Genomic DNA, 23320 nt, shown 5'->3' with positions numbered 1-23320 from the left:
CGCCCGGTTACATTCCGAACCCGGAAGCTAAGCCTTTCAGCGCCGATGGTACTGCAGGGGGGACCCTGTGGGAGAGTAGGACACCGCCGAACAATCATTGTGGGAAAGCCCCGCACCTCATGGTGCGGGGCTTTTCTGCGTTTGCTGGCCTTTTGGGGGGCCAGGCGGTCCCGGAGCTGAGTGAGAAAGTCGCCGGGTGTCGGCGGAGGCGTCGTACGGCGCCGGCCTCCGTCGCCGTCCGCTCCCTGCGCGGCCGGAGTGCGTATCGTGGAAGAGAGATCGCTCCGGCTGGAAACATGGTCGGCCTTGCCCTCGCGGGCTGGGCCGGTGCCCGGATGGCGGGCGTCTTCGGCGTCTGCGTCAGCCGCAGTAGCGCACCTCGCCCCGGCCCGGTCACGGCGCAACCCCCGGCACCCCGCCAGGTGACCAGATGGATTCTCAGCCGCCCAGAAACGCTCACGGAATTCGCGCTCCTCCGCGAGCGAGTTCTCCTCGCATCACCACCCGGCCGAGCATCACGACCATCCAGCTCTGACCACGGAGATCGGCACCTGGGCCGCTTCGAAGACATCTGCCCGGTGACGATCAGTTACCGCTTCACGGAAACTGAGCCAGAACCTCGAGGCGGGAAGCGTTGCTCCAGTGAGCGGGCGACGGCCTGTGTGCGTTCCTGGGCCGTCCGGGTCCAGCGGATAGCGGCTGCCCGGTGGCCGTGGGCGGTGCGGGGGCCGTCCGAGGAGGGGCAGCGGCCCCGGAGAGCCGGGTGCCCTGTGGGGAGTGCTGGGGGGCCGCTGGAGGGCGGTGGCGGGTGAGGCCGCGGCCAGGGTGATGACCACGGGGCCGGGGGCCCGCCCGGGGCGGCACCGGGCGCGGAGACAAGCGGAGTCGAAGAGGGTGCCGAGCCGTTTTCAGAAGTGGTCGAGGACGCTTTGGAGGAGGGACAGGCCGGTCTCGTGGCCCCTCGGGCCGGGACGCCCCCGCTCCGCCGCCTCGCGGGCTGGGGAGCGGGGGACGTCCACCGGCACGTCGCCGTCGGCGCGCGAGTGCGCCGGTGTCGCGGCCGCTTGCCCCGCGGCCGTCACGGCATCAGCCCCCGACGGCCCGATCGCCGGGTGCGGGGTCGCGGTCGGAGAGGTTCGCCGCCCGGATCAGTTCCAGGTCCAGGGCTTCCCGGCGGATGCGCTGGTCCACGTAGAGGAGGACCGTCACGCCGGCCGAGATGGGGTAGGTGAGCGCGTTGGTGATCACGCCGCCGATGCCCGTGACGATCAGGAACGGCCAGCCGAAGGTGGTGGACGTCCCGGCGACCAGGCCGGTGAGTCCGTCACCGTCGACCGCGATGGCGAGGAGCATGAAGGGGATCGAGACGACCAGGGTGAAGAGGTAGATCAGCAGCTGGGTGAGCAGGACGATCCCGAAGACCCGCCACCACGAGCCCTGGACCAGCTTCGCCGAGCGCTTCAGGGACTGGACCACGCCGCCGCGCTCCAGCATCAGGGCGGGGGAGGCGAGACTGAAACGGATCAGCAGCCAGACGAACGCCACCAGGGCGGCGAGACTGCCGAGAAGGGTCAGGGCCACCCCGGGGGCCCCGCCGACCAGCCTCCCGGGCAGTAGCCCCGCGAACACGACGGCGGCGCTCATCGCCGCGAGGAGCAGCGTCAGGCCGAGCAGACGGAGCAGGCGCGGCCGGGCCTCCTGCCAGGCGGAGGACAGCGAGACCGGGCGGCCGAGGATCGCGCGGCTGATGACGACGGTCAGCAGGGCGCTGCTGACCAGGGACGCCACCAGCGTCACGAGCAGGGCCGGTCCCATGCCGATCAGGGAGGACTGGACCGACTCGAGCATGTGCTCCAGTTCCTCGGCGGGCGTGGCACCCGGGCCGAGCGGCGGGGTCTTCTGCGTCAGATACCGCTGCGCCAGTACGCCGAAGGTCTCGGAGAGCACCGCGACCGTGACCGTGATGGTGAGGACCGTGCGCCAGTGGGCACGGAGGGTCTTCACCGCGCCGTCGAGGATCTCGCCCACGCCCAGGGGGCGCAGCGGGACGACGCCGGGCTTCGGGGCGTGCGGCTTGTCCCAGGGGGTGCCGGCGGGCTGGGCGTTCCAGTTTCGGCCGGGCCCGGAAGGCGGTGTCGGGCCGGACGGCGGCGACCACCGGCCGGCGGGCGGCTGGTGCTCGGACCACTGGGGGGCGGAGCCGTTCGCGTCGGCCGGGCCGTCGGGCCGGGACGCGTCGGAGCCGTCCTGGCCGCCGGAGGGGGCGGGTCCGGGCGGGGGCCAGCCCGGAGTGTCGTTCACGGTCGTCCACCTCGGAGGAATGGTCGCGGTGCCGGATCGGCGAACCGGCTCGGTCACGGCGGCCGACACCTGGCACGGCGACGGGCCGGGTGCCATCGTGTCACGTGGGGTCCGGCGGTGGGCGAGAGCGGCCCTGTCCTTCGTAGCTTCCTCCGGACCTTCAATGTGCGGACGGCAGGCGGCACACTGTGCGGATGCCCGATCCGGCCGCGCGAACCGTGCGGCGGCGGGCCGAGCGGGCCGTCGTCCACAAGATCACGGTCCGGACAGGGGGAGACGCTGTGGGACAGGTCACGGCAGGTAACGATTGGCTAATGGGATGATGTCGATATGAAGGGACGCGTTCTTGTCGTCGACGACGACACCGCACTGGCCGAGATGCTCGGCATCGTGCTGCGGGGTGAAGGGTTCGAGCCGTCGTTCGTCGCGGACGGTGACAAGGCGCTGGCCGCTTTCAGGGAGGCGAAGCCCGACCTGGTGCTGCTGGACCTGATGCTGCCCGGCAGGGACGGCATCGAGGTGTGCCGGCTCATCCGGGCCGAGTCGGGGGTGCCGATCGTCATGCTCACGGCCAAGAGCGACACGGTCGACGTGGTCGTGGGCCTGGAGTCCGGGGCCGACGACTACATCGTGAAGCCGTTCAAGCCGAAGGAGCTCGTCGCCCGCATCCGGGCGCGGCTGCGGAGGTCCGAAGAGCCGGCTCCGGAGCAGCTCACCATCGGTGACCTGGTCATCGACGTGGCCGGGCACTCCGTGAAGCGGGACGGGCAGTCCATCGCGCTGACCCCGCTGGAGTTCGACCTGCTGGTCGCGCTCGCGCGCAAGCCGTGGCAGGTCTTCACCCGTGAGGTCCTGCTGGAGCAGGTGTGGGGCTACCGGCACGCGGCCGACACCCGGCTGGTGAACGTGCACGTCCAGCGGTTGCGCTCGAAGGTCGAGAAGGACCCCGAGCGGCCGGAGATCGTGGTGACCGTCCGTGGTGTCGGTTACAAGGCGGGACCGAGCTGACATGAGCGAAGGCAGTGCTGCTCCGAAGCCCGGGGACCCGGGGAACCGTACGGGGCGGGCTGCCGGACCGGGGCGGGGGGGCTCGCGTTCCGGCCGTCTGCCGCGCGGCGGGCGGCTCCTCCGGGACGGGACGCGGGGAGGGCCGGTCTTCCGGCTCTTCGCGCGCTGGATCCGGCGGCCCCTGCTGCCCGCCGTGCGGCTGTGGCGGCGGAACATCCAGTTGCGGATCGTCGCGGGCACCCTGCTGATGTCCCTCGGTGTCGTGCTGCTGCTCGGCCTCGTCGTCATCGGCCAGGTCCGCAACGGTCTGTTCGAAGCCAAGGAGAAGGCCGCCCAGAGCCAGGCCGCGGGCGGTTTCTCCGCCGCCCAGGACCGGGCGGCGACGACCCCCTCGACCCCCGGCCAGCAGGACGGCGGACGGGTCGGTGCCCCCGTGAACTGGCGCTCCACCCTGGTCGAGCAGCTCGCCAGCGGTGGTCAGAGCGCCTTCAACGTGGTGGCGCTCTCCCTCGACACCGGTGACACCGCGAGCCGTGGCGTCCGCGCCTCCGGAGAGGTCGATCCGGCCACCAGCATCCCCGCGGAACTGCGGCGCTCGGTCGCCCAGGGGACGGGCACCTTCCAGAAGCCCACGCGCATCCACTACACCAGCTCCAAGGCGTCCGAGCCGGGACTGGTGATCGGCAAACGGCTGAACGACGCCGAGGGCACCCAGTACGAGCTGTACTACCTCTTCCCCCTGTCGCAGGAGGAGGACTCCCTCGCCCTGGTCAAGGGCACGCTGGCGACCGCCGGCCTCTTCGTCGTGGTGCTGCTCGGCGCCATCGCCTGGCTCATGGTGCGCCAGGTCGTCACGCCCGTCCGCATGGCCGCCGGCATCGCCGAACGGCTCTCGGCGGGCCGCCTCCAGGAACGGATGAAGGTCACCGGCGAGGACGACATCGCGCGGCTCGGCGAGGCGTTCAACAAGATGGCGCAGAGCCTTCAGCTCAAGATCCAGCAGCTGGAGGAGCTGTCGCGGATGCAGCGCCGGTTCGTCTCGGACGTCTCGCACGAGCTGCGCACCCCGCTGACCACCGTCCGGATGGCCGCCGACGTCATCCACGAGGCCCGGGTCGACTTCGATCCCGTCACCGCCCGCTCCGCCGAACTCCTCGGCGACCAGCTCGACCGTTTCGAGTCGCTGCTCTCCGATCTCCTGGAGATCAGCCGTTTCGACGCGGGCGCGGCCGCGCTGGAGGCCGAGCCGATAGATCTGCGGCAGGTCGTGCGCCGGGTCATAGGCGGTGCCGAACCCCTCGCCGAGCGCAAGGGCACCCGGATCGTGGTCGTGGGCGACCAGCAGCCCGTGGTGGCCGAGGCGGACGCCCGCCGGGTCGAGCGGGTGCTGCGCAACCTCGTCGTCAACGCCGTCGAGCACGGCGAGGGCCGGGACGTGGTGGTCAGGCTGGCCGCCGCGGGCGGGGCCGTCGCCGTCGCCGTCCGCGACTACGGCGTCGGGCTCAAGCCGGGCGAGGCGACCCGGGTCTTCAACCGCTTCTGGCGCGCCGACCCCGCCCGCGCCCGCACCACCGGCGGCACCGGTCTCGGCCTGTCGATCGCCGTCGAGGACGCCCGGTTGCACGGCGGCTGGCTCCAGGCGTGGGGTGAGCCCGGTGGCGGTTCGCAGTTCCGGCTCACCCTGCCGCGCACCGCGGACGAGCCGCTGCGGGGCTCCCCGATACCCCTGGAGCCCGAGGATTCGCGCCGCAACCGGGAGCAGGCGGCCGCCGGGCACGCGCAGGAGAACGCCCGCCGCGCGGCCGTACCGGCACAGGCCGCCGGGGACCGGTCGGCGCTCCCCGTACCGCCGAGGCCGTTCCGGGCGACCGTCGATCCGGCGGCGCTGCCCGGCAGCGGTTCCCGGGTGGTGCCGCGAGCGGCCGCCGACACCGACGGCGGGGTGGGCGCGACGGCCGGACGGAACGGGAACGCCGAGCGGGAGGACGGGACACATGGGGGCTGACGCCCGGACGGAGCGCGCGGGCCGGGCACGGGGGGGCCGCGCGGTGGTGCTCTCCGCGTGCGGGGCGCTCCTGGCGGCCGGCTGCGCGACGATGCCCGACGACGGGAGCGTGGAGGCGGTGAAGGGCTCCACCACGGGCGACTCGCAGGTGCGGGTCTACGCCGTCGCGCCGCGCGAGAACGCCGACCCGGGCGAGATCGTCGACGGCTTCCTGGAGGCCATGACCAGTGACGACCTCGGGTTCGCCACCGCCCGCAAATACCTCACGCAGCACGCGGCGGAGACCTGGAAGCCGGAGGAGGGCATCACCGTGCTCACCGCCGCGCCCAGCCGCGAACAGGCGGGCCGCAACGGCGACCCCGACAAGGAGGGACGTTCCTACTCCCTCACCGGCCGCAAGATCGCGACCGTGGACGCGCGCCACGCGTACCAGCCGATCAGCCCCAAGGAGTACCTGCAGACGATCCACGTCGTGCAGCAGCCGGCCGCCGGCGGCAAGGGCAAGGAGTGGCGCATCAACAGCCTCCCGCCCGGCCTGCTCCTCGGTGAGGCCGACTTCCTCCGGAACTACCGCTCGGTCAACAAGTACTACTTCGCCTCCGGGAAGGACTGGGTCGTCGCCGATCCCGTCTACATCCGGCAGCGGCAGGACCCGGTCACCCGGATGGACCCGGTCACCCAGACGGTCAAGACTCTGCTCGACGGCCCGACGAACTGGCTGAAGCCGGCCGTCGACTCCAGCTTCCCCCCGCGTACGGAGCTGAGGAAGGGCGTCACCACCCTGGCGACGGACGACCAGTCCACGCTGAAGGTGCCCCTCAACGCGAAGGCGGACGGGGCCGACGGCCCGGCGTGCCGGCGGATGGCGGCGCAACTGCTGTTCACCCTGCGCGACCTGCCGTCCGTACGGGTCGAACAGGTGGAGCTCCTGGGGTCGAAGGGGTCGCTGTGCCGGCTGGGACAGGGGCAGGCGGCCGAGTTCGCGCCGGTCAGGAACGGCGGCCGCGGGGAGAACGCGTACTTCCTCGACGGCCACGACAAGCTGAGGAAGCTGATGGCCGGGGAGAAGGAGGCGAGCGCGCCGGTCGAGGTGCCGGGGCCGTTCGGCAGGGGTCCGACCCGGCTCGGTTCGGTCGCCGTCGACCGGGACGAGACCCGGGCCGCCGGGGTCGACACGACCGGTCACCAGCTGTTCGTCTCCTCCATCACGGTGGAGACGGGGCAGGAGCCGCCGCCGGCCGTTCTGTCCAGCAAGGCCGTCAAGCCGGTGGACCGGCTCTCCACGCCCACCTGGGACGGCCAGGGCGACCTGTGGGTCGCCGACCGCGATCCCGCCGAGCGCCGGCTGTGGATGGTGCCGGGAGGTACGGGCAAACCCGTCGAGGTCGGCACGCCGTGGCTGGGGGACGGCCGCATCGAGTCGCTGCGGGTCTCCGCCGACGGCGTGCGGATGGCCCTGGTGGTCAGGCGGGGCGAGCGCACCACCCTCCAGATCGGCCGGATCGAGCGGCGGACGACGGACGGCGGGACCGTCGTCTCGGCCTCGGTGGCGGACCTCCAGCCCGCCGCGCCCCGCATGGAGTCGGTCACGGCCGTCTCCTGGGCGGGGCCGAGCCGGCTCGTCGTGGTCGGCCGGGAGGCGGGGGGCGTGCAGCAGATCCGCTACCTGCAGACGGACGGCTCGACCTCGGCGTCCTCGGTGCTCCCCGGCCTGAACGGGGCGTCCTCGGTGTCCGCGCCGCACGACGAGTCGGCGGCGACCCCCGTGGTGGCCGACTCCGAGGACGGCATCGTCCGGCTGCCCCCGGGAACGAACTGGCAGCCGGTGGTGAAGACCGGGAGCTCACCGGTCTACCCCGGCTAGGGACGTGTGCCCAGAGCGGCACCGTCCGCCCGGAGGCCGTACCTGACGTACTCCGGGACCTGCGCGGGTTTCCGGGAGCCCCGGGGAAGGGGCTTCCGGCGGGCGCCGGAGTGACGGTCCCGGGGGCTTCCGCCGGGGTCCGAGGGCGGTGGCCCGCGGCCCGGAGAAGATGGGCGGCGCGGCGGGGCCAGGGGGTTTTCCACAGGGGTGGCCGGAGGCCGGGGGAAGGCGCACAGTGGAGCCATGCGGGGGTGGTGGCGCGAGATCGCCGGCCTGGTGCTGCCGGTCGCCTGCGGAGGCTGCGGCAGGCCGCGGACGGAGCTGTGCCCGGCGTGCGCGGAGGCGCTGACCGGGACGCCGCCGCGCAGGGTGCGGCCCGACCCCGAGCCTTCCGGCCTGCCCGTGGTGCACGCCGCCGCGCCGTACGCCGACGTGGTGCGGGAGCTGCTCCTCGCCCACAAGGAGCGCGGCGCGCTCGCCCTGGCCGGACCCCTGGGAGACGCCCTGGCGGGTGCCGTGGAGGCCGTGGCCGGGGCCGTGGGGGAGCCCTCCTCCGGTCCCCTGGTCCTCGTACCGGTGCCGTCCTCCCGGCGTTCCGTACGGGCGCGGGGGCACGATCCCGCGCGGCGGATCGCCCTGGCCGCGGCGGGCCGGCTGCGGCGGACGGGACGGGACGTGCGGGTCGCGCCCGTACTGCGCCAGCGGCGGTACGTGGCGGACCAGGCCGGGCTGGGCGCGCGGGGGCGGCTGGCGAACCTGGCCGGGGCCCTGGAGGTCGTGCCGGGCGGCGCGCGGCTGCTCACGGCGGGAAGGGCGGTCCTCGTGGACGACCTGATGACCACGGGCGCGTCCCTGGCGGAGGCGGCGCGGGCCCTCGGAGCCGTATGCCTTCCGCACGCGGGAGAAATGCCGCGCGGCTTCCGGGAAAGCCCGGCGCGGCAGGGCAGGGAACAGCGGGCGGCGGCCGTGATCGCATCCTCTCCCGCTTCTTTCGAAATAAACCGGAACTCCGCAAGATCTTGGATCGTTGCAGGTGGTGAGCGGTGAAAGCACTCGAACGGCGGTATGTGGCGGCAGCGGGTGCCGACACCCGTCCGAAGGGGCTATGTTCGGTTGTGAGGAATGACGAAAGTCATCGTCTCGCCGAATACATGGTTGCGCCCGAGGACAGGAGTTCAGAGCGAATCAACTTCCTGTCGACGGGGTGGGGATCTTGTCGACCGGGGAGGAGGAGGCGAAAGTCGCCAAGTCCGAACTCCGGTAATCCACCGGAGTCTGGTGCAAAGGGAGACGCCCGGCGGCCGGAGGGCCGGTCCGGGTGATCCGGGAACGGAGTTCTGCGTGGACATCGTCGTCAAGGGCCGCAAGACCGAGGTGCCCGAGCGGTTCCGCAAGCACGTGGCCGAGAAGCTGAAGCTGGAGAAGATCCAGAAGCTCGACGGCAAGGTGATCAGCCTCGACGTCGAGGTGTCCAAGGAGCCCAACCCGCGGCAGGCCGACCGGTCCGACCGCGTGGAGATCACCCTCCACTCCCGCGGCCCGGTGATCCGGGCGGAGGCCGCGGCGGGCGACCCGTACGCGGCGCTCGACCTCGCCAGCGACAAGCTCGAGGCGCGACTGCGCAAGCAGCACGACAAGCGGTACACCCGGCGCGGCAACGGCCGTCTCTCGGCGTCGGAGGTCGGGGACGTGGTGCCCGGCGTCGCCCAGTTCGACGGGGAGGGCAACCTCGTCGCGGAGGAGACCGACGACGTGCCCACCAGGATGGTGGGCTCGATCGAGGTCCAGGGCGACGGTCCGCTGGTCGTCCGGGAGAAGACCCACACGGCCGCGCCGATGACGCTCGACCAGGCGCTCTACGAGATGGAACTGGTCGGGCACGACTTCTATCTCTTCGTCGACTCCGACACCAAGCAGCCGAGCGTCGTCTACCGGCGACACGCGTACGACTACGGAGTCATCCACCTGGAGAGCGACCCGCTCGCCCAGAGCGACCCGCTCGACGACGGCGGCGCCGGCGGCGCGCTCGGCGGCTGACCGCCGCCCCGCGCCGACCCACATCCCGAGGTGCCCCTGGAGCGCGTGGTGCGCTCCCAGGGGCACCCCCGCGCGTCCCGGTATCACCCCGCCGCCGCCGGGGCATGAAATCATGGTGCGCACGCCAACCGGTGCTCTTGGGGCACGGGTTGGGGACCGGAAACGAATTCAGGCCACGGCCTTCAGGGGGAGGAACGATGGCGGACAGCTTCGGGCCGGTGATCAGCGGGCGCGAGCACGGTGAGACGGTTCCGGAGGGATCGGATTCGGACAACGGCACATTCCGCAAGGAGCCGATCCGGGTCCTCGTCGTGGACGACCACGCCCTCTTCCGCCGCGGACTGGAGATCGTCCTCTTCCACGAGGAGGACATCCAGGTCGTCGGCGAGGCCGGTGACGGGGCGGAAGCCGTCGACAAAGCGGCCGATCTGCTGCCCGACATCGTCCTGATGGACGTACGGATGCCCCGGCGCGGGGGCATCGAGGCGTGCACCTCCATCAAGGAGGTCGCCCCCAGCGCGAAGATCATCATGCTGACGATCAGCGACGAGGAGGCGGACCTCTACGACGCCATCAAGGCGGGGGCCACCGGCTACCTCCTCAAGGAGATCTCCACCGACGAGGTCGCGACGGCGATCCGCGCGGTCGCGGACGGGCAGTCGCAGATCAGCCCGTCCATGGCGTCCAAGCTCCTCACCGAGTTCAAGTCGATGATCCAGCGGACCGACGAGCGCAGACTCGTGCCCGCGCCCCGGCTGACCGACCGCGAGCTGGAGGTCCTCAAGCTCGTCGCGACCGGGATGAACAACCGGGACATCGCCAAGGAACTGTTCATCTCCGAGAACACCGTGAAGAACCACGTCCGGAACATCCTGGAGAAGCTCCAGCTGCACTCCCGGATGGAGGCCGTGGTGTACGCGATGCGGGAGAAGATCCTCGAAATCCGCTGAGGTCCCGGACCGGAGGCGCCCCGGCCGGTCCGCTCAGCCCAGCGCCCGCACCAGCTCCGGTACCAGCCCCGGCAGGTTCACGCGGTCCGGGACCACCGTGACCGCGTCGCAGCCGACCCACTCGGCCGCCTCGCGCAGGGCCCGCGCCACCGCCGGAACCGCCCCGGGACCGTCGAGGGTCACCTGCCGGGCCACGAGCGTCCGGCCCTCGCGCGCCGGGTCCACCCGGCCGACCAGCCGGCCCCCGGCCAGCACCGGCATGGCGAAGTAGCCGTACACCCGCTTCGGCTTCGGCACGTACGCCTCCAGGCGGTGCGTGAAACCGAAGATCCGCTCCGTGCGGGCCCGCTCCCAGACCAGCGAGTCGAACGGCGACAGCAACGTCGTGCGGTGCCGGCCGCGCGGTGCGGTCGCCAGGGCCGCCGGGTCCGCCCAGGCGGGCTTCCCCCAGCCCGTCACCGCCACCGGCACCAGGCCCGACGCCTCGACCACCGCGTCGAACTGCTCGCCCTTGATCCGGTGGTAGTCGGCGATGTCCGCGCGCGTGCCCACGCCCAGTGCCTCGCCCGCCTGCCGCACCAGGCGCCGCACGCACTCGGTGTCGTCGAGGTCGTCGTGGAGCAGGTCCTGCGGGATCGCCCGCTCGGCCAGGTCGTAGACCCGCTTCCAGCCGCGCCGCTCGACCACCACCACCTCGCCGTACATCAGGGCCCGCTCCACGGCGACCTTGGAGTCGGACCAGTCCCACCACTCGCCCTTGTTCTTCGCGCCGCCCAGTTCGGTCGCCGTCCGGGGGCCCTCGGCCCGGAGCTGGTCGATCACCTTCCGGTACGCCCCGGTCGACAGCTCGTGGCCCCACTGCGGGCGGGCGCGGTAGGCGCGCCTGCGGAAGGCGAAGTGCGGCCACTCCTCGATCGGCAGGACGCAGGCGGCGTGCGACCAGTACTCGAAGGCGTGGGGCCGGACCGGGGTCCCGTCGCCGGACGCGGCCGTCCAGTACGCCTCCTCGACCGCCGGACGGCCCACGGCGCCCAGGCGCGCGTACGGGATCAGCTCGTGCGAGCGGGCCAGGACCGAGATGGTGTCGAGCTGGACCTGTCCCAGGCTCCGCAGCACGCCGCGCACCCCGGCGCGGCGGTCGGGCGCGCCCAGGAACCCCTGGGCACGCAGCGCGATCCTGCGGGCTTCGTCGGCGGACAGTTCGGCGGCGGGGGGCGGCACAGTCGTCATGGACCGCACCCTAGGCCCCGGCACCGACACCCGGGACCGGGCCTCCTCAGACGGCCGGGAGATCCCGCGCCGGAAGGTACGGCAGCGGGCTCGGCAGGCCGAAGTCGGAGGGGAGCAGGGCGCCGGTCCAGCAGTCCCGGAGCGTGCCCTTGTTGATCAGGCCGGCGCGCTGGACGCCCTCCACGAGGAAGCCGACCCGTTCGGCCACCGCGCGCGAGGGGGTGTTGCCGACCTCGGCCCGCCACACCAGGCGGGTGCAGCCGAGCCCGGTGAAGGCCCAGTGGGCCAGGGCGCGGACGATCTCCGTCATGTGGCCGTTGCCGCGGTGCTCCGGGTCCAGCCAGTAGCCGACCTCCCAGACGCCCGGACCGCGGCCGCTCAGGGAGGCGGCGGCGAGCAGCGGGCCGCCGGTCAGGAGTTCGGCGGCGAAGGCGTACTCGGTGTCCTCGCGCCAGCCGTCCGGCACCAGGCGGTTCAGGAAGAAGTCGGCGTCCTGCCGGGTGTAGGGGTCGGGGACGGTGGTCCAGCGCCGGATGCCGGGGTCCTGGCAGATCCCGTACACGGCCTCGGCGTCGCCGGGGACGGGGTTTCGCAGGCGCAGGCGGTCGGTGGTGAGGGTGATGGGCTCCATGCGGGGGATTGTCGTGACCGGCCGGACCGGAAGCGAACACTTTTCGGGCGGGGCGGCACCTTCCGCCCACCTCGTGCGTTCTCCCTGCGGGCGGGCGGACGGCTCAGGTGCTGCGGGCCTCCCTCCGTGAGGGCGGTCTCGCTTACGATGGCCGTTGCGGTGGGGACCACCTGCCGTGCCCGCGCTCGTGTCCGTGACAAGACCCAGTGCCAGGCCCGACCGGCAAGGAGACCAGCCTCAGTGTCCGTCTTCAACAAGCTCATGCGTGCAGGCGAAGGCAAGATCCTGCGCAAACTGCACCGCATCGCGGACCAGGTCAACTCCATCGAAGAGGACTTCGTCAACCTCTCCGACGCCGAGTTGAGGGCGCTCACCGATGAGTACAAGCAGCGGTACGCCGACGGTGAGAGCCTCGACGACCTGATGCCCGAAGCGTTCGCGACGGTGCGCGAGGCCGCCAAGCGCGTGCTCGGCCAGCGCCACTACGACGTCCAGCTGATGGGCGGCGCCGCGCTCCACCTCGGCTACGTCGCGGAGATGAAGACCGGTGAGGGCAAGACCCTCGTCGGCACCCTCCCGGCGTACCTCAACGCGCTCTCCGGCAAGGGCGTGCACCTGATCACGGTCAACGACTACCTGGCCGAGCGCGACTCCGAGCTGATGGGCCGGGTGCACAAGTTCCTCGGCCTGACCGTCGGCTGCATCCTCGCCAACATGACGCCGGCCCAGCGCCGCGAGCAGTACAACTGCGACATCACCTACGGCACGAACAACGAGTTCGGCTTCGACTACCTCCGCGACAACATGGCGTGGTCCAAGGACGAGCTCGTCCAGCGCGGCCACAACTTCGCCTGTGTCGACGAGGTCGACTCCATCCTCGTGGACGAGGCCCGTACGCCGCTGATCATCTCCGGCCCCGCCGACCAGGCCACCAAGTGGTACGGCGACTTCGCCAAGCTGGTCACCCGCCTCACCCGGGGCGAGCCCGGCGTCCCGCTCAAGGGCATCGAGGAGACCGGCGACTACGAGGTCGACGAGAAGAAGCGCACCGTCGCCATCCACGAGGCGGGCGTCGCCAAGGTCGAGGACTGGCTGGGCATCGACAACCTCTACGAGTCGGTGAACACCCCGCTCGTCGGTTACCTGAACAACGCCATCAAGGCGAAGGAACTGTTCAAGAAGGACAAGGACTACGTCGTCATCGACGGCGAGGTCATGATCGTCGACGAGCACACCGGCCGCATCCTCGCCGGCCGCCGCTACAACGAGGGCATGCACCAGGCGATCGAGGCGAAGGAGGGGGTGCCGATCAAGGACGAGAACCAGACCCTCGCCACGATCACCCTGCAGAACTTCTTCCGCCTGTACGACAAGCTCTCCGGCATGACCGGTACGGCCATGACCGAGGCCGCCGAGTTCCACCAGATCTACAAGCTCGGCGTCGTCCCGATCCCCACGAACAGGCCGATGATCCGCAAGGACCAGTCGGACCTGATCTACCGCACGGAGGTCGCCAAGTTCGCCGCCGTGGTGGACGACATCGCGGAGAAGCACGAGAAGGGCCAGCCGATCCTGGTCGGCACGACCTCCGTCGAGAAGTCCGAGTACCTCTCGCAGCAGCTCTCCAAGCGCGGCATCCCGCACGAGGTCCTCAACGCCAAGCACCACGAGCGCGAGGCCAGCATCGTCGCCCAGGCCGGCCGTCGCGGCGCCGTCACCGTCGCCACGAACATGGCCGGCCGCGGTACGGACATCAAGCTCGGCGGCAACCCGGACGACCTCGCCGAGGCCGAGCTGCGCCAGGCGGGCCTCGACCCGGTCGAGCACGTCGAGGAGTGGGCCGCGGCCCTCCCCGCCGCCCTGGAGCGCGCCGAGAAGGCCGTGAAGGCGGAGTTCGAGGAGGTCAAGGAGCTGGGCGGGCTGTACGTCCTCGGCACCGAGCGCCACGAGTCCCGCCGCATCGACAACCAGCTCCGCGGCCGCGCCGGCCGCCAGGGCGACCCCGGCGAGTCCCGCTTCTACCTCTCCCTCGGCGACGACCTGATGCGCCTGTTCAAGGCGCAGATGGTCGAGCGCGTGATGGCCATGGCCAACGTGCCGGACGACGTGCCGATCGAGAACAAGATGGTCACCCGCGCCATCGCCTCCGCGCAGTCCCAGGTCGAGACCCAGAACTTCGAGACCCGCAAGAACGTCCTGAAGTACGACGAGGTCCTCAACCGGCAGCGCGAGGTCATCTACGGCGAGCGCCGCCGCGTCCTGGAGGGCGAGGACCTGCACGAGCAGATCCGCCACTTCATGGACGACACGATCGACGACTACATCCGCCAGGAGACCGCCGAGGGCTTCGCGGAGGAGTGGGACCTCGACCGTCTGTGGAACGCCTTCAAGCAGCTCTATCCGGTGAAGGTCACCGTGGAGGACCTGGAGGACGCGGCCGGGGACCGCGCGGGCATCACCGCCGAGTTCATCGCCGAGTCCATCAAGGACGACATCCACGAGCAGTACGAGGCGCGCGAGAAGCAGCTCGGCTCGGAGATCATGCGCGAGCTGGAGCGGCGCGTCGTCCTCTCGGTCCTGGACCGCAAGTGGCGCGAGCACCTCTACGAGATGGACTACCTCCAGGAGGGCATCGGCCTGCGCGCCATGGCGCAGAAGGACCCGCTGGTCGAGTACCAGCGCGAGGGCTTCGACATGTTCACCGCCATGATGGAGGGCATCAAGGAGGAGTCCGTCGGCTACCTGTTCAACCTGGAGGTCCAGGTCGAGCAGCAGGTCGAGGAGGTCCCGGTGCAGGCGGGCGCCCCCTCGCTCGACAAGGGCGACGCGGTGCCGGCCGCCGCCGGGCGTCCGGAGATCCGCGCCAAGGGGCTCGACGCCCCGCAGCGGCCGGACCGGCTGCACTTCTCGGCGCCGACCGTGGACGGCGACGGCGGTGTGGTCGAGGGCGACTTCGCCTCCGACGACACGGGCTCCGGCGACGGGATGACCCGCGCGGAGCGCCGCAAGGCGCAGAAGAACGCGGGCGGCGGGCGGCGTCGCAAGAAGTGACGTCCCGCCGGGTCCTCGGGCCCTGAGCGTTCGAGGGGGCCGTCCACCCGCCGGGGTGGACGGCCCCCTCGCCCTTCGTGCGGCCGTACGCCCCCGCGATGTACGGCCCGTGTCGTGCGCTCCGCCGTCACGCGTGCCGGGCGGTCGCCTCCAGCCCGTCGAGTTCCACGGCGGCGCAGCGCCAGCGCTGGTCGTCGCCGCGCTCCAGCCGGAACGCCATCGCCCGTACGCGGGTCCCGGTGGCGATGGTCGCGAACGCCTCGACGGCTCCCTGGGAGGGGTGCGGCTGGACCGAGCAGCGGCGCAGCACCGGCCGGGGGCCGAGGGAGCGCAGCGGCGTTCCGGGGGCGAGCCGGACCAGCTGCTCGTACGCGTCGCCGAGGGTGTGGCCGAGCATCCAGTGCACCGGCCGTTCCCCGCTCAGCACGGCGAGCAGGCGCTCGGCGAAGACGGTGTGCGGGGGGAGCGCGCGGGGCGTGCCGCCCCGGGACGTGCGGGGACGGGCGCCGGCGGAGCCGCGCGGGCGGGTGCCGGCGGGGCCGCCGGGGGACGTACGGGGCCGCGGGGGACGGGGGCGGGCGGTGGCGGCGGGGGAGCCCGCGGCGGCGGTGGCGGCCGTGCGGACGGCGGCGGTACGCACGTCAGCGGCGGCATCGGCGCGAACGGCGCTGGTGGTGACGTCGTCGGTGATCGCGGTGACGTCGGCGGTCGCATCGGTGGTCGCGGTGACGTCGGCGGTGACGAGTGTGCTGGTCATGACGGTCTCCTGTCTCTGTGTAACCAGTTGGTACCAGTCGGTAACTTCCGTTGGGGACCTTCTACGGCGGGACTCCGGGGCCTCGCAAGGAGCCGGCCCCGGGGAGCGGTTCCGGAGCGGGATCACCTATCCGGGTGACGCGGCCGGAAAGCCGGTCCCCGGCGGTCCGGCGAGGGGTCCCGGCGGCGGGCGGGGCGGGGCCGGCCGGGAACCCGAAGGGGGACTCCGCACGTATCCTGAGGGCATCTCCGTCTACGAAAGCGGCCAGCCATGCGCGTCTACGTCCCCCTGACCCTCCCCGGTCTCGCACAGGCGCACAAGGCGGGCGAGCTGGGCCCGGGCCCGCTGACCGCCTACGCCGTCACCCCCGCCCTGCGCGAGTGGTACGTCTCCGACGACATCGAGGAGCTGGAGTACGCGGCGCTCAACCGCGCCGCCTCCGCCTCCCTGCGGCTGCTCGCCAACGACCCCGGGACGCCCCGGCGCCGGGTCGTCGTCGCCGTGGACGTGACCGACAAGGACGCGGCCGTGGACCCCGACCGGGGGCTCGACGCCGGTTCCGTCGGCGAGGTCCGGATCGCCGGGCCCGTACCGCTGAGCAGGGCGGCGGCGGTGCACGCCGACGCGGACGACGCCGAGGCGGACGTCACGGCGGCGGCGGACGCGCTGGGGGCGGCCGACCAGGGGGACGACGACGCGCGGTTCGTCGTGGACGGTGCCGAGGACCACGAGCTGCTGTGGTTCGGGGTGCAGGAGATCCCGGCGCTGCTGGCCTGAGGACGCGGGGAGACCTCCGTGCTCCCCGCCGCCGGGCGCGGCGGGTACCGTCCTTCCATGGGGAAGCACGGAAAGCACCTGGTCTGGGACTGGAACGGCACGCTGCTCGACGACACCGAGGCGGTCATCGGGGCGACGAACGCCGCCTTCGCCGAACTCGGACTCGGGCCGATCACGCCGGAGCGGTACCGCGAGCTGTACATGGTGCCGGTGCCGAGGTTCTACGAGCGGTTCATGGGACGGCTGCCCACCGACGCCGAGTGGGCGCTCATGGACGGCGCCTTCCACCGCCACTACCGGGAGCGGGCCGAGGGCTGCGGGCTGACCGCCGGGGCGGCCGAACTCCTCGCGGCGCGGCAGGCGTCCGGATCGACGCAGTCGCTGCTCTCCCTCGCGCCGCACGCCGACCTCGTCCCGCTCGTGCGCCGGCACGGCATCGCGGAGCGGTTCACGCGCGTGGACGGGCGGACCGACGCCTCCACGGACGGGAAGTCCGGGCACATGGTGCGGCACCTGGCCGCCCTCGGAGGGGTGCGGCCGGACCGGGTGGTCGTCATCGGCGACGCGGCGGACGACGCGCTGGCGGCGGCGCACGTGGGGGCGCGGGCGGTCCTCTACACCGGGGGCTCGCACAGCCGCGCCTCGCTGGAACGGGTGGGGGTGCCGGTGGTGGACTCCCTCGCGGAGGCGGTGGCCGTGGCGGAGGAGCTGGTGTAGTTCCTCCGCCGGACACCGGCCGGGCGGCTCAGTCCCCGGCCCGGAGGACCTTCAGGAACTCGCGCATCCAGACCGGGTGGTCCGGCCACGCCCGGGAGGAGACGAGGAGGCCGTCGACCACGACCGCCGTGTCCCGGAAGGACGCCCCGGCCGCCTGCATGTCGGGTTCGAGGGCCGGGTAGGCCGTGACCCGGCGCCCCTCCAGGCCGCCGGCCGCCGCCGTCAGGAGCGGACCGTGGCAGATCTGCGCCACCGGCTTGTCCGCGTCGAAGAACGCCTTGACGATCTTGCGGAGTTCCGGGTCGTTGCGCAGGTACTCCGGTGCCCGGCCGCCCGGCACCACCACCGCCGCGTACGCGCCCGGGTCGACCTCGGAGAAGGCGAGGTCGGCGGGCCAGGTGTAGCCGGGCTTCTCGGTGTACGTGTCGAAACCGGGTTCGAAGTCGTGGACCACGAACCTCAGGGTCTTGCGGGCCGGGGCCGCGATGTCGACCTCGTAGCCCTCTTCGAGCAGGCGCTGGTAGGGGTACATCACCTCCAGGGACTCCGCCGCGTCGCCGGTCACGATCAGGATCTTCACCATGGCTCTCCCGGATCACAGGGGTCGGACTGCCGTCCCGCGCACACCGCTCCCCCTGGAGCAACGCGCCAAGAGGACATGTGTCGCTGTCCATAACGTCAAACTTCCGCCCCCTCTTTTGTACACATACGGCTCATGACGGTTCGGGGGTCGGGAGCGATAGGCTTCCCACGTGATCAGCGCGATACGCCGAGGGGGCAGTGAAGCCCCCGGCTGCCGCCCGGTCCGCGACAGCGGCCGGGCCGTCCGTGCGTTCGCCGATCTCCTCCGCCCGGGCGTGCCGCGCACAGTGGCCGATAACGACCCGGGCATCTCTCATCCGGGCATAACGTCGTTCCGACCGGATTCACCGCGTCGAGGCGTTGTGCCCTTCCTTCCACCGACGTCACGCAACGGCGCGCGACCAGGAGTCAGAGGACATGCAGACCAAGCTGGACGAAGCCAAGGCCGAGCTGCTCGAGAGGGCCGCCCGGGTAGCTGAGCACAGCCCGGTCGGGGGGCGACTTCCGACGGGGCCGGAGGGTTCGGGCGAACGCCCGGACGGGGACACCGTGCTCGAGTACCTCCAGCGCTACTACCTGCACACCGCACCCGAGGACCTGGCCGACCGGGACCCGGTCGACGTGTTCGGCGCCGCCCTCTCCCACTACCGGCTCGCGGAGAACCGTCCGCAGGGCACCGCGAACGTGCGCGTCCACACCCCGACGGTGGAGGAGAACGGCTGGACGAGCAGCCACTCCGTCGTGGAGGTCGTCACCGACGACATGCCCTTCCTGGTCGACTCGGTCACCAACGAGCTGTCCCGCCAGGGCCGCGGCATCCACGTCGTGATCCACCCGCAGGTCCTCGTCCGCCGTGACGTCGCCGGCCGGCTCATCGAGGTCCTGTCGGCCCAGATCCACGGCGAGCTGCCGCACGACGCGCTCACCGAGTCCTGGATCCACGTCGAGATCGACCGCGAGACCGACCGCGCCGACCTCAAGCAGATCACCGCCGACCTGCTGCGCGTCCTGTCCGACGTCCGCGAGACGGTCGAGGACTGGGAGAAGATGCGCGACGCCGCCCTGCGCATCGCGGACGGCCTCCCCGGCGAGCCCACCGCCCCCGACCTGCGGCCCACCGAGGTGGAGGAGGCCCGCGAGCTGCTGCGCTGGCTCGCCGACGACCACTTCACCTTCCTCGGCTACCGCGAGTACGAACTCGTGGACGGCGACGCCCTGACCGCCGTGCCCGGCACCGGCCTCGGCATCCTGCGCTCCGACCCCCGCCACTCCGGCGACGACGAGGGCCACCACGCCCACCCCGTCTCGCCCTCCTTCAGCCGGCTCCCCGCCGACGCCCGCGCCAAGGCCCGCGAGCACAAGCTGCTCATCCTGACGAAGGCCAACAGCCGGGCGACCGTGCACCGCCCCTCGTACCTCGACTACGTCGGCGTGAAGAAGTTCGACGCCGACGGGAACGTCGTCGGCGAGCGCCGCTTCCTCGGCCTCTTCTCCTCGGCCGCCTACACCGAGTCCGTCCGCCGCGTCCCCGTCGTCAAGCGCAAGGTCCAGGAGGTCCTGGCGGGCGCCGGCTTCTCCCCGAACAGCCACGACGGCCGCGACCTGCTCCAGATCCTGGAGACCTACCCGCGCGACGAGCTGTTCCAGACCCCGGTCGACCAGCTCCGGTCCGTCGTCACCAGCGTCCTGTACCTCCAGGAGCGGCGCCGGCTGCGGCTCTACCTGCGCCAGGACGAGTACGGCCGCTACTACTCGGCCCTCGTCTACCTGCCGCGCGACCGCTACACCACCCGCGTCCGGCTGCGGATCATCGACATCCTGAAGGAGGAGCTCGGCGGCACCAGCGTCGACTTCACCGCCTGGAACACGGAATCGATCCTCTCCCGGCTGCACTTCGTCGTCCGCGTCGAGCCCGGCACCGAACTGGCCGCGCTCACCGACTCCGACGTGGACCGCATCGAGGCCCGGCTCGTGGAGGCCGCCCGCTCCTGGGCCGACGGCTTCGGCGAGGCGCTCAACGCCGAACTGGGCGAGGAGCGCGCCGCCGAACTGCTCCGCCACTACGGCAACGCCTTCCCCGAGGGCTACAAGGCCGACCACTCACCGCGCGCCGCCGTCGCCGACCTGGTCCACCTGGAGGCCCTGTCCGACGGCCGGGACTTCGCGCTCTCCCTCTACGAGCCGGTCCTCGCGGGCCCCGGCGAGCGCCGCTTCAAGATCTACAAGACGGGGGACCAGATCTCCCTCTCCGCCGTCCTGCCGGTCCTCAACCGGCTCGGCGTCGAGGTCACCGACGAGCGTCCGTACGAGCTGCGCTGCGCCGACCGCACCCACGCCTGGATCTACGACTTCGGCCTGCGGATGCCCGCCGAGACCGGCAACGGCACCTCCCTCGGGGACGACGCCCGCGAGCGGTTCCAGGAGGCGTTCGCCGCCACCTGGACCGGCGAGGCCGAGAACGACGGCTTCAACTCGCTCGTCCTCTCCGCCGGGCTCACCTGGCGCGAGGCGATGGTGCTGCGCGCCTACGCCAAGTACCTGCGCCAGGCCGGGGCGACCTTCAGCCAGGACTACATGGAGGACACCCTCCGCAACAACGTCCACACCACCCGGCTGCTCGTCAACCTCTTCGAGGCCCGGATGGCGCCGGAGCGCCAGCGCGCCGGCACCGAGCTGACCGACGCCCTCCTCGAAGAGCTGGACGCCGCCCTCGACCAGGTCGCGAGCCTGGACGAGGACCGCATCCTGCGCTCCTTCCTCACCGTCATCAAGGCCACCCTGCGCACCAACTTCTTCCAGCGGAACGGCGAGGGCCGGCCGCACTCCTACGTGTCGATGAAGTTCGACCCGCAGGCCATCCCCGACCTGCCGGCCCCGCGCCCCGCCTTCGAGATCTGGGTGTACTCGCCCCGCGTCGAGGGCGTCCACCTGCGCTTCGGCAAGGTCGCGCGAGGCGGTCTGCGCTGGTCCGACCGGCGCGAGGACTTCCGCACGGAGATCCTCGGCCTGGTCAAGGCGCAGATGGTGAAGAACACCGTCATCGTGCCCGTCGGCGCCAAGGGCGGGTTCGTCGCCAAGCAGCTCCCGGACCCCACCGTGGACCGGGACGCCTGGATGGCCGAGGGCATCGCCTCGTACAAGACGTTCATCTCGGCCCTGCTCGACATCACCGACAACCTGGTGGCGGGCGAGGTCGTGCCGCCGGTCGACGTGGTCCGCCACGACGAGGACGACACCTACCTGGTCGTCGCCGCCGACAAGGGCACCGCGACCTTCTCCGACATCGCCAACGGGGTCGCGGAGTCGTACGGCTTCTGGCTCGGCGACGCGTTCGCCTCCGGCGGCTCGGCCGGCTACGACCACAAGGGCATGGGCATCACCGCCCGCGGCGCCTGGGAGTCCGTCAAGCGCCACTTCCGCGAGCTGGGCCACGACACCCAGTCCGAGGACTTCACGGTCGTCGGCGTCGGTGACATGTCCGGCGACGTCTTCGGCAACGGCATGCTGCTCTCCGAGCACATCCGCCTGGTCGCCGCCTTCGACCACCGGCACATCTTCCTCGACCCGAACCCGGACGCGGCCGTCTCGTACGCCGAGCGCCGCCGCCTCTTCGAGCTGCCCCGCTCGTCCTGGGCCGACTACGACACCTCGCTGCTCTCCCCCGGCGGTGGCGTCCACCCCCGCACCGCCAAGTCGATCCCGATCAACGCGCAGGTCCGGGCCGCCCTCGGCATCGAGGCCGGGATCACCAAGATGACCCCGGCCGAGCTGATGAAGGCCGTCCTGCACGCCCCCGTGGACCTGCTGTGGAACGGCGGCATCGGCACGTACGTCAAGTCGTCGGCCGAGTCGAACGCCGACGTCGGCGACAAGGCCAACGACGCCATCCGCGTCGACGGCCAGGACGTGCGCGCCAAGGTCGTCGGCGAGGGCGGCAACCTGGGCGCCACCCAGCTCGGCCGCATCGAGTTCGCCCGGTCCGGCGGTCCCGAGGGCCGGGGCGGCAGGATCAACACCGACGCCATCGACAACAGCGCCGGCGTCGACACCTCCGACCACGAGGTCAACATCAAGATCCTGCTCAACGGGCTCGTCGCCGAGGGCGACATGACCGTCAAGCAGCGCAACAAGATCCTCGCGGAGATGACCGACGAGGTCGGCACGCTGGTGCTGCGCAACAACTACGCGCAGAACACGGCCCTGGCCAACGCCGTCGCCCAGTCGCCGTCCCTGCTCCACGCCCACCAGCGCTTCATGCGCCGCCTGGGCCGCGACGGGGCCCTCGACCGCTCCCTGGAGTTCCTGCCCAACGACCGGCAGATCCGCGAGCTGCTCACCAACGGGCGGGGCCTGAGCCAGCCGGAGCTGGCCGTCCTCCTCGCGTACACCAAGATCACGGTGGCCGACGAGCTGATCGGCACGGACCTGCCGGACGACCCGTACCTGCGCGGGCTGCTCCACGCGTACTTCCCGACGCTGCTGCGCGAGCGGTTCGCCGACGCCGTCGACGGCCACCCGCTGCGGCGCGAGATCGTCACCACCGTCCTGGTCAACGACACCGTCAACACCGGCGGTTCGACCTTCCTGCACCGCCTCCGCGAGGAGACCGGCGCGTCGATCGAGGAGATCGTCCGGGCGCAGACCGCCGCCCGTGTCGTCTTCCGCCTCAGCCAGGTCTGGGACGCCGTCGAGGACCTCGACAACCAGGTGCCCGCCGAGATCCAGACCCGGATGCGGCTGCACTCCCGCCGGCTCGTCGAGCGCGGCACGCGCTGGCTGCTCAACAACCGGCCGCAGCCGCTCCGCCTCACCGAGACCATCGAGTTCTTCGCCGAGCGCGTCGAGGAGGTCTGGTCGCGGCTGCCGCAGCTGCTGCACGGCGCCGACCGGGAGTGGTACCAGTCGATCCTGGACGAGCTGACCGGGTTCGGCGTGCCGAAGGAGCTGGCCCTGCGGGTCGCCGGCTTCTCCTCCGCCTTCCCGATCCTCGACGTCGTGGCGATCGCGGACCGGACGGGCACGGAGCCGCTGGAGGTGGCCGAGGTCTACTACGACCTGGCCGACCGGCTGCGGATCACCGACCTGATGGACCGGATCGTCGAGCTGCCGCGCAGCGACCGCTGGCAGTCGATGGCCCGCGCCTCGATCCGCGAGGACCTGTTCGCGGCGCACGCGGCGCTCACGCAGGACGTCCTGACGGCGGGCGGCGACAACGCCAGCCCGGAGGAGCGGTTCACGGCGTGGGAGGAGCGGAACGCGGCGATCCTGGGCCGCGCGCGGACGACCCTGGAGGAGATCCAGGGCTCGGACACCTTCGACCTGGCGAACCTGTCGGTGGCGATGCGGACGATGCGCACGCTGCTCCGTTCGCACGGCTGACCGTGAAGGGGGAGGGCCCCGCCGGAGACTC

At 72.0% G+C, this 23320-nt stretch carries 15 protein-coding genes and 1 rRNA gene; 11 read left to right on the top strand and 5 right to left on the bottom strand.

What is annotated here, in order from left to right; translation table 11 throughout:
• A 5S ribosomal RNA gene (gene rrf, locus ACFYZY_RS07950) occupies positions 1–92 on the top strand; the annotation flags it as partial.
• 994 nt (positions 93–1086) lie between these two features.
• On the opposite strand, the gene ACFYZY_RS07945 is transcribed toward rrf, so the two are convergent.
• The gene (locus tag ACFYZY_RS07945) at positions 1087–2301 is read right to left on the bottom strand and encodes a glycerophosphoryl diester phosphodiesterase membrane domain-containing protein (RefSeq protein ID WP_388690597.1); all 1215 of its coding nucleotides are present in this window, start codon (positions 2299–2301) and stop codon (positions 1087–1089) included.
• A gap of 330 nt (positions 2302–2631) precedes the next feature.
• Between ACFYZY_RS07945 and mtrA the strand changes: the two genes are divergently transcribed.
• The 6 genes from mtrA to ACFYZY_RS07915 all read left to right on the top strand — a co-directional run bounded on the left by mtrA (position 2632) and on the right by ACFYZY_RS07915 (position 10165).
• Positions 2632–3309, top strand: a complete 678-nt coding sequence (gene mtrA / locus ACFYZY_RS07940) for a two-component system response regulator MtrA (protein WP_010356958.1) — start codon at positions 2632–2634, stop codon at positions 3307–3309.
• A 1-nt stretch (position 3310) separates the two neighbouring features.
• Positions 3311–5314: an MtrAB system histidine kinase MtrB gene (gene mtrB / locus ACFYZY_RS07935; protein ID WP_388690593.1), complete on the top strand. Its 2004-nt coding sequence runs from the start codon at positions 3311–3313 to the stop codon at positions 5312–5314.
• A complete protein-coding gene (locus tag ACFYZY_RS07930; RefSeq protein ID WP_388690590.1) occupies positions 5304–7178 on the top strand; it encodes an LpqB family beta-propeller domain-containing protein in 1875 nt (624 codons plus the stop codon). The genes mtrB and ACFYZY_RS07930 overlap by 11 nt, the downstream gene beginning before the upstream one ends.
• Positions 7179–7421: 243 nt before the next feature.
• Positions 7422–8225 carry a ComF family protein gene (locus ACFYZY_RS07925; RefSeq protein ID WP_388690587.1) on the top strand — a complete coding sequence of 268 codons (804 nt, stop codon included), beginning with the start codon at positions 7422–7424 and terminating at the stop codon, positions 8223–8225.
• Between the two features lie 294 nt (positions 8226–8519).
• Positions 8520–9215 carry a ribosome hibernation-promoting factor, HPF/YfiA family gene (gene hpf, locus ACFYZY_RS07920; RefSeq protein ID WP_388690584.1) on the top strand — a complete coding sequence of 232 codons (696 nt, stop codon included), beginning with the start codon at positions 8520–8522 and terminating at the stop codon, positions 9213–9215.
• A 197-nt stretch (positions 9216–9412) separates the two neighbouring features.
• The gene (locus ACFYZY_RS07915; protein WP_388690581.1) at positions 9413–10165 is read left to right on the top strand and encodes a response regulator; all 753 of its coding nucleotides are present in this window, start codon (positions 9413–9415) and stop codon (positions 10163–10165) included.
• Positions 10166–10198: 33 nt separating this feature from the next.
• Here ACFYZY_RS07915 and ACFYZY_RS07910 read toward each other — a convergent pair whose 3' ends face one another.
• Entirely contained in the window at positions 10199–11395 is a 1197-nt protein-coding gene (locus ACFYZY_RS07910; protein ID WP_388690578.1) for a winged helix-turn-helix domain-containing protein, read from the bottom strand.
• A gap of 46 nt (positions 11396–11441) precedes the next feature.
• A complete protein-coding gene (locus tag ACFYZY_RS07905) occupies positions 11442–12026 on the bottom strand; it encodes a GNAT family N-acetyltransferase (protein ID WP_388690575.1) in 585 nt (194 codons plus the stop codon).
• Between the two features lie 240 nt (positions 12027–12266).
• On the opposite strand from ACFYZY_RS07905, the gene secA reads away from it, so the two are divergent.
• Positions 12267–15077, top strand: coding sequence for a preprotein translocase subunit SecA (gene secA / locus ACFYZY_RS07900; RefSeq protein ID WP_388690572.1), 2811 nt, complete (start codon positions 12267–12269; stop codon positions 15075–15077).
• Between the two features lie 127 nt (positions 15078–15204).
• Here secA and ACFYZY_RS07895 read toward each other — a convergent pair whose 3' ends face one another.
• Positions 15205–15717 carry an Rv3235 family protein gene (locus ACFYZY_RS07895; protein WP_388690643.1) on the bottom strand — a complete coding sequence of 171 codons (513 nt, stop codon included), beginning with the start codon at positions 15715–15717 and terminating at the stop codon, positions 15205–15207.
• Positions 15718–16104: 387 nt separating this feature from the next.
• Here ACFYZY_RS07895 and ACFYZY_RS07890 point away from each other — a divergent pair, with 387 nt between their 5' ends.
• Positions 16105–16611 carry a DUF6912 family protein gene (locus tag ACFYZY_RS07890; protein WP_388690569.1) on the top strand — a complete coding sequence of 169 codons (507 nt, stop codon included), beginning with the start codon at positions 16105–16107 and terminating at the stop codon, positions 16609–16611.
• Between the two features lie 57 nt (positions 16612–16668).
• Complete coding sequence (locus ACFYZY_RS07885) at positions 16669–17328, top strand: HAD family hydrolase (protein ID WP_388690566.1); 660 nt, start codon at positions 16669–16671, stop codon at positions 17326–17328.
• A gap of 28 nt (positions 17329–17356) precedes the next feature.
• On the opposite strand, the gene ACFYZY_RS07880 is transcribed toward ACFYZY_RS07885, so the two are convergent.
• Positions 17357–17911 carry a DJ-1/PfpI family protein gene (locus tag ACFYZY_RS07880; protein ID WP_388690564.1) on the bottom strand — a complete coding sequence of 185 codons (555 nt, stop codon included), beginning with the start codon at positions 17909–17911 and terminating at the stop codon, positions 17357–17359.
• 416 nt (positions 17912–18327) lie between these two features.
• Here ACFYZY_RS07880 and ACFYZY_RS07875 point away from each other — a divergent pair, with 416 nt between their 5' ends.
• On the top strand, positions 18328–23289 hold the full coding sequence (locus tag ACFYZY_RS07875) for an NAD-glutamate dehydrogenase (protein ID WP_388690561.1): 4962 nt from the start codon (positions 18328–18330) through the stop codon (positions 23287–23289).
• Positions 23290–23320 lie beyond the last annotated feature (31 nt).

This window comes from Streptomyces sp. NPDC001744, assembly GCF_042892575.1.
Lineage (GTDB): Bacteria > Actinomycetota > Actinomycetes > Streptomycetales > Streptomycetaceae > Streptomyces.
Note: the sequence above shows the minus strand (reverse complement) of the source record. Positions and strands in the feature narration are given on the sequence as shown.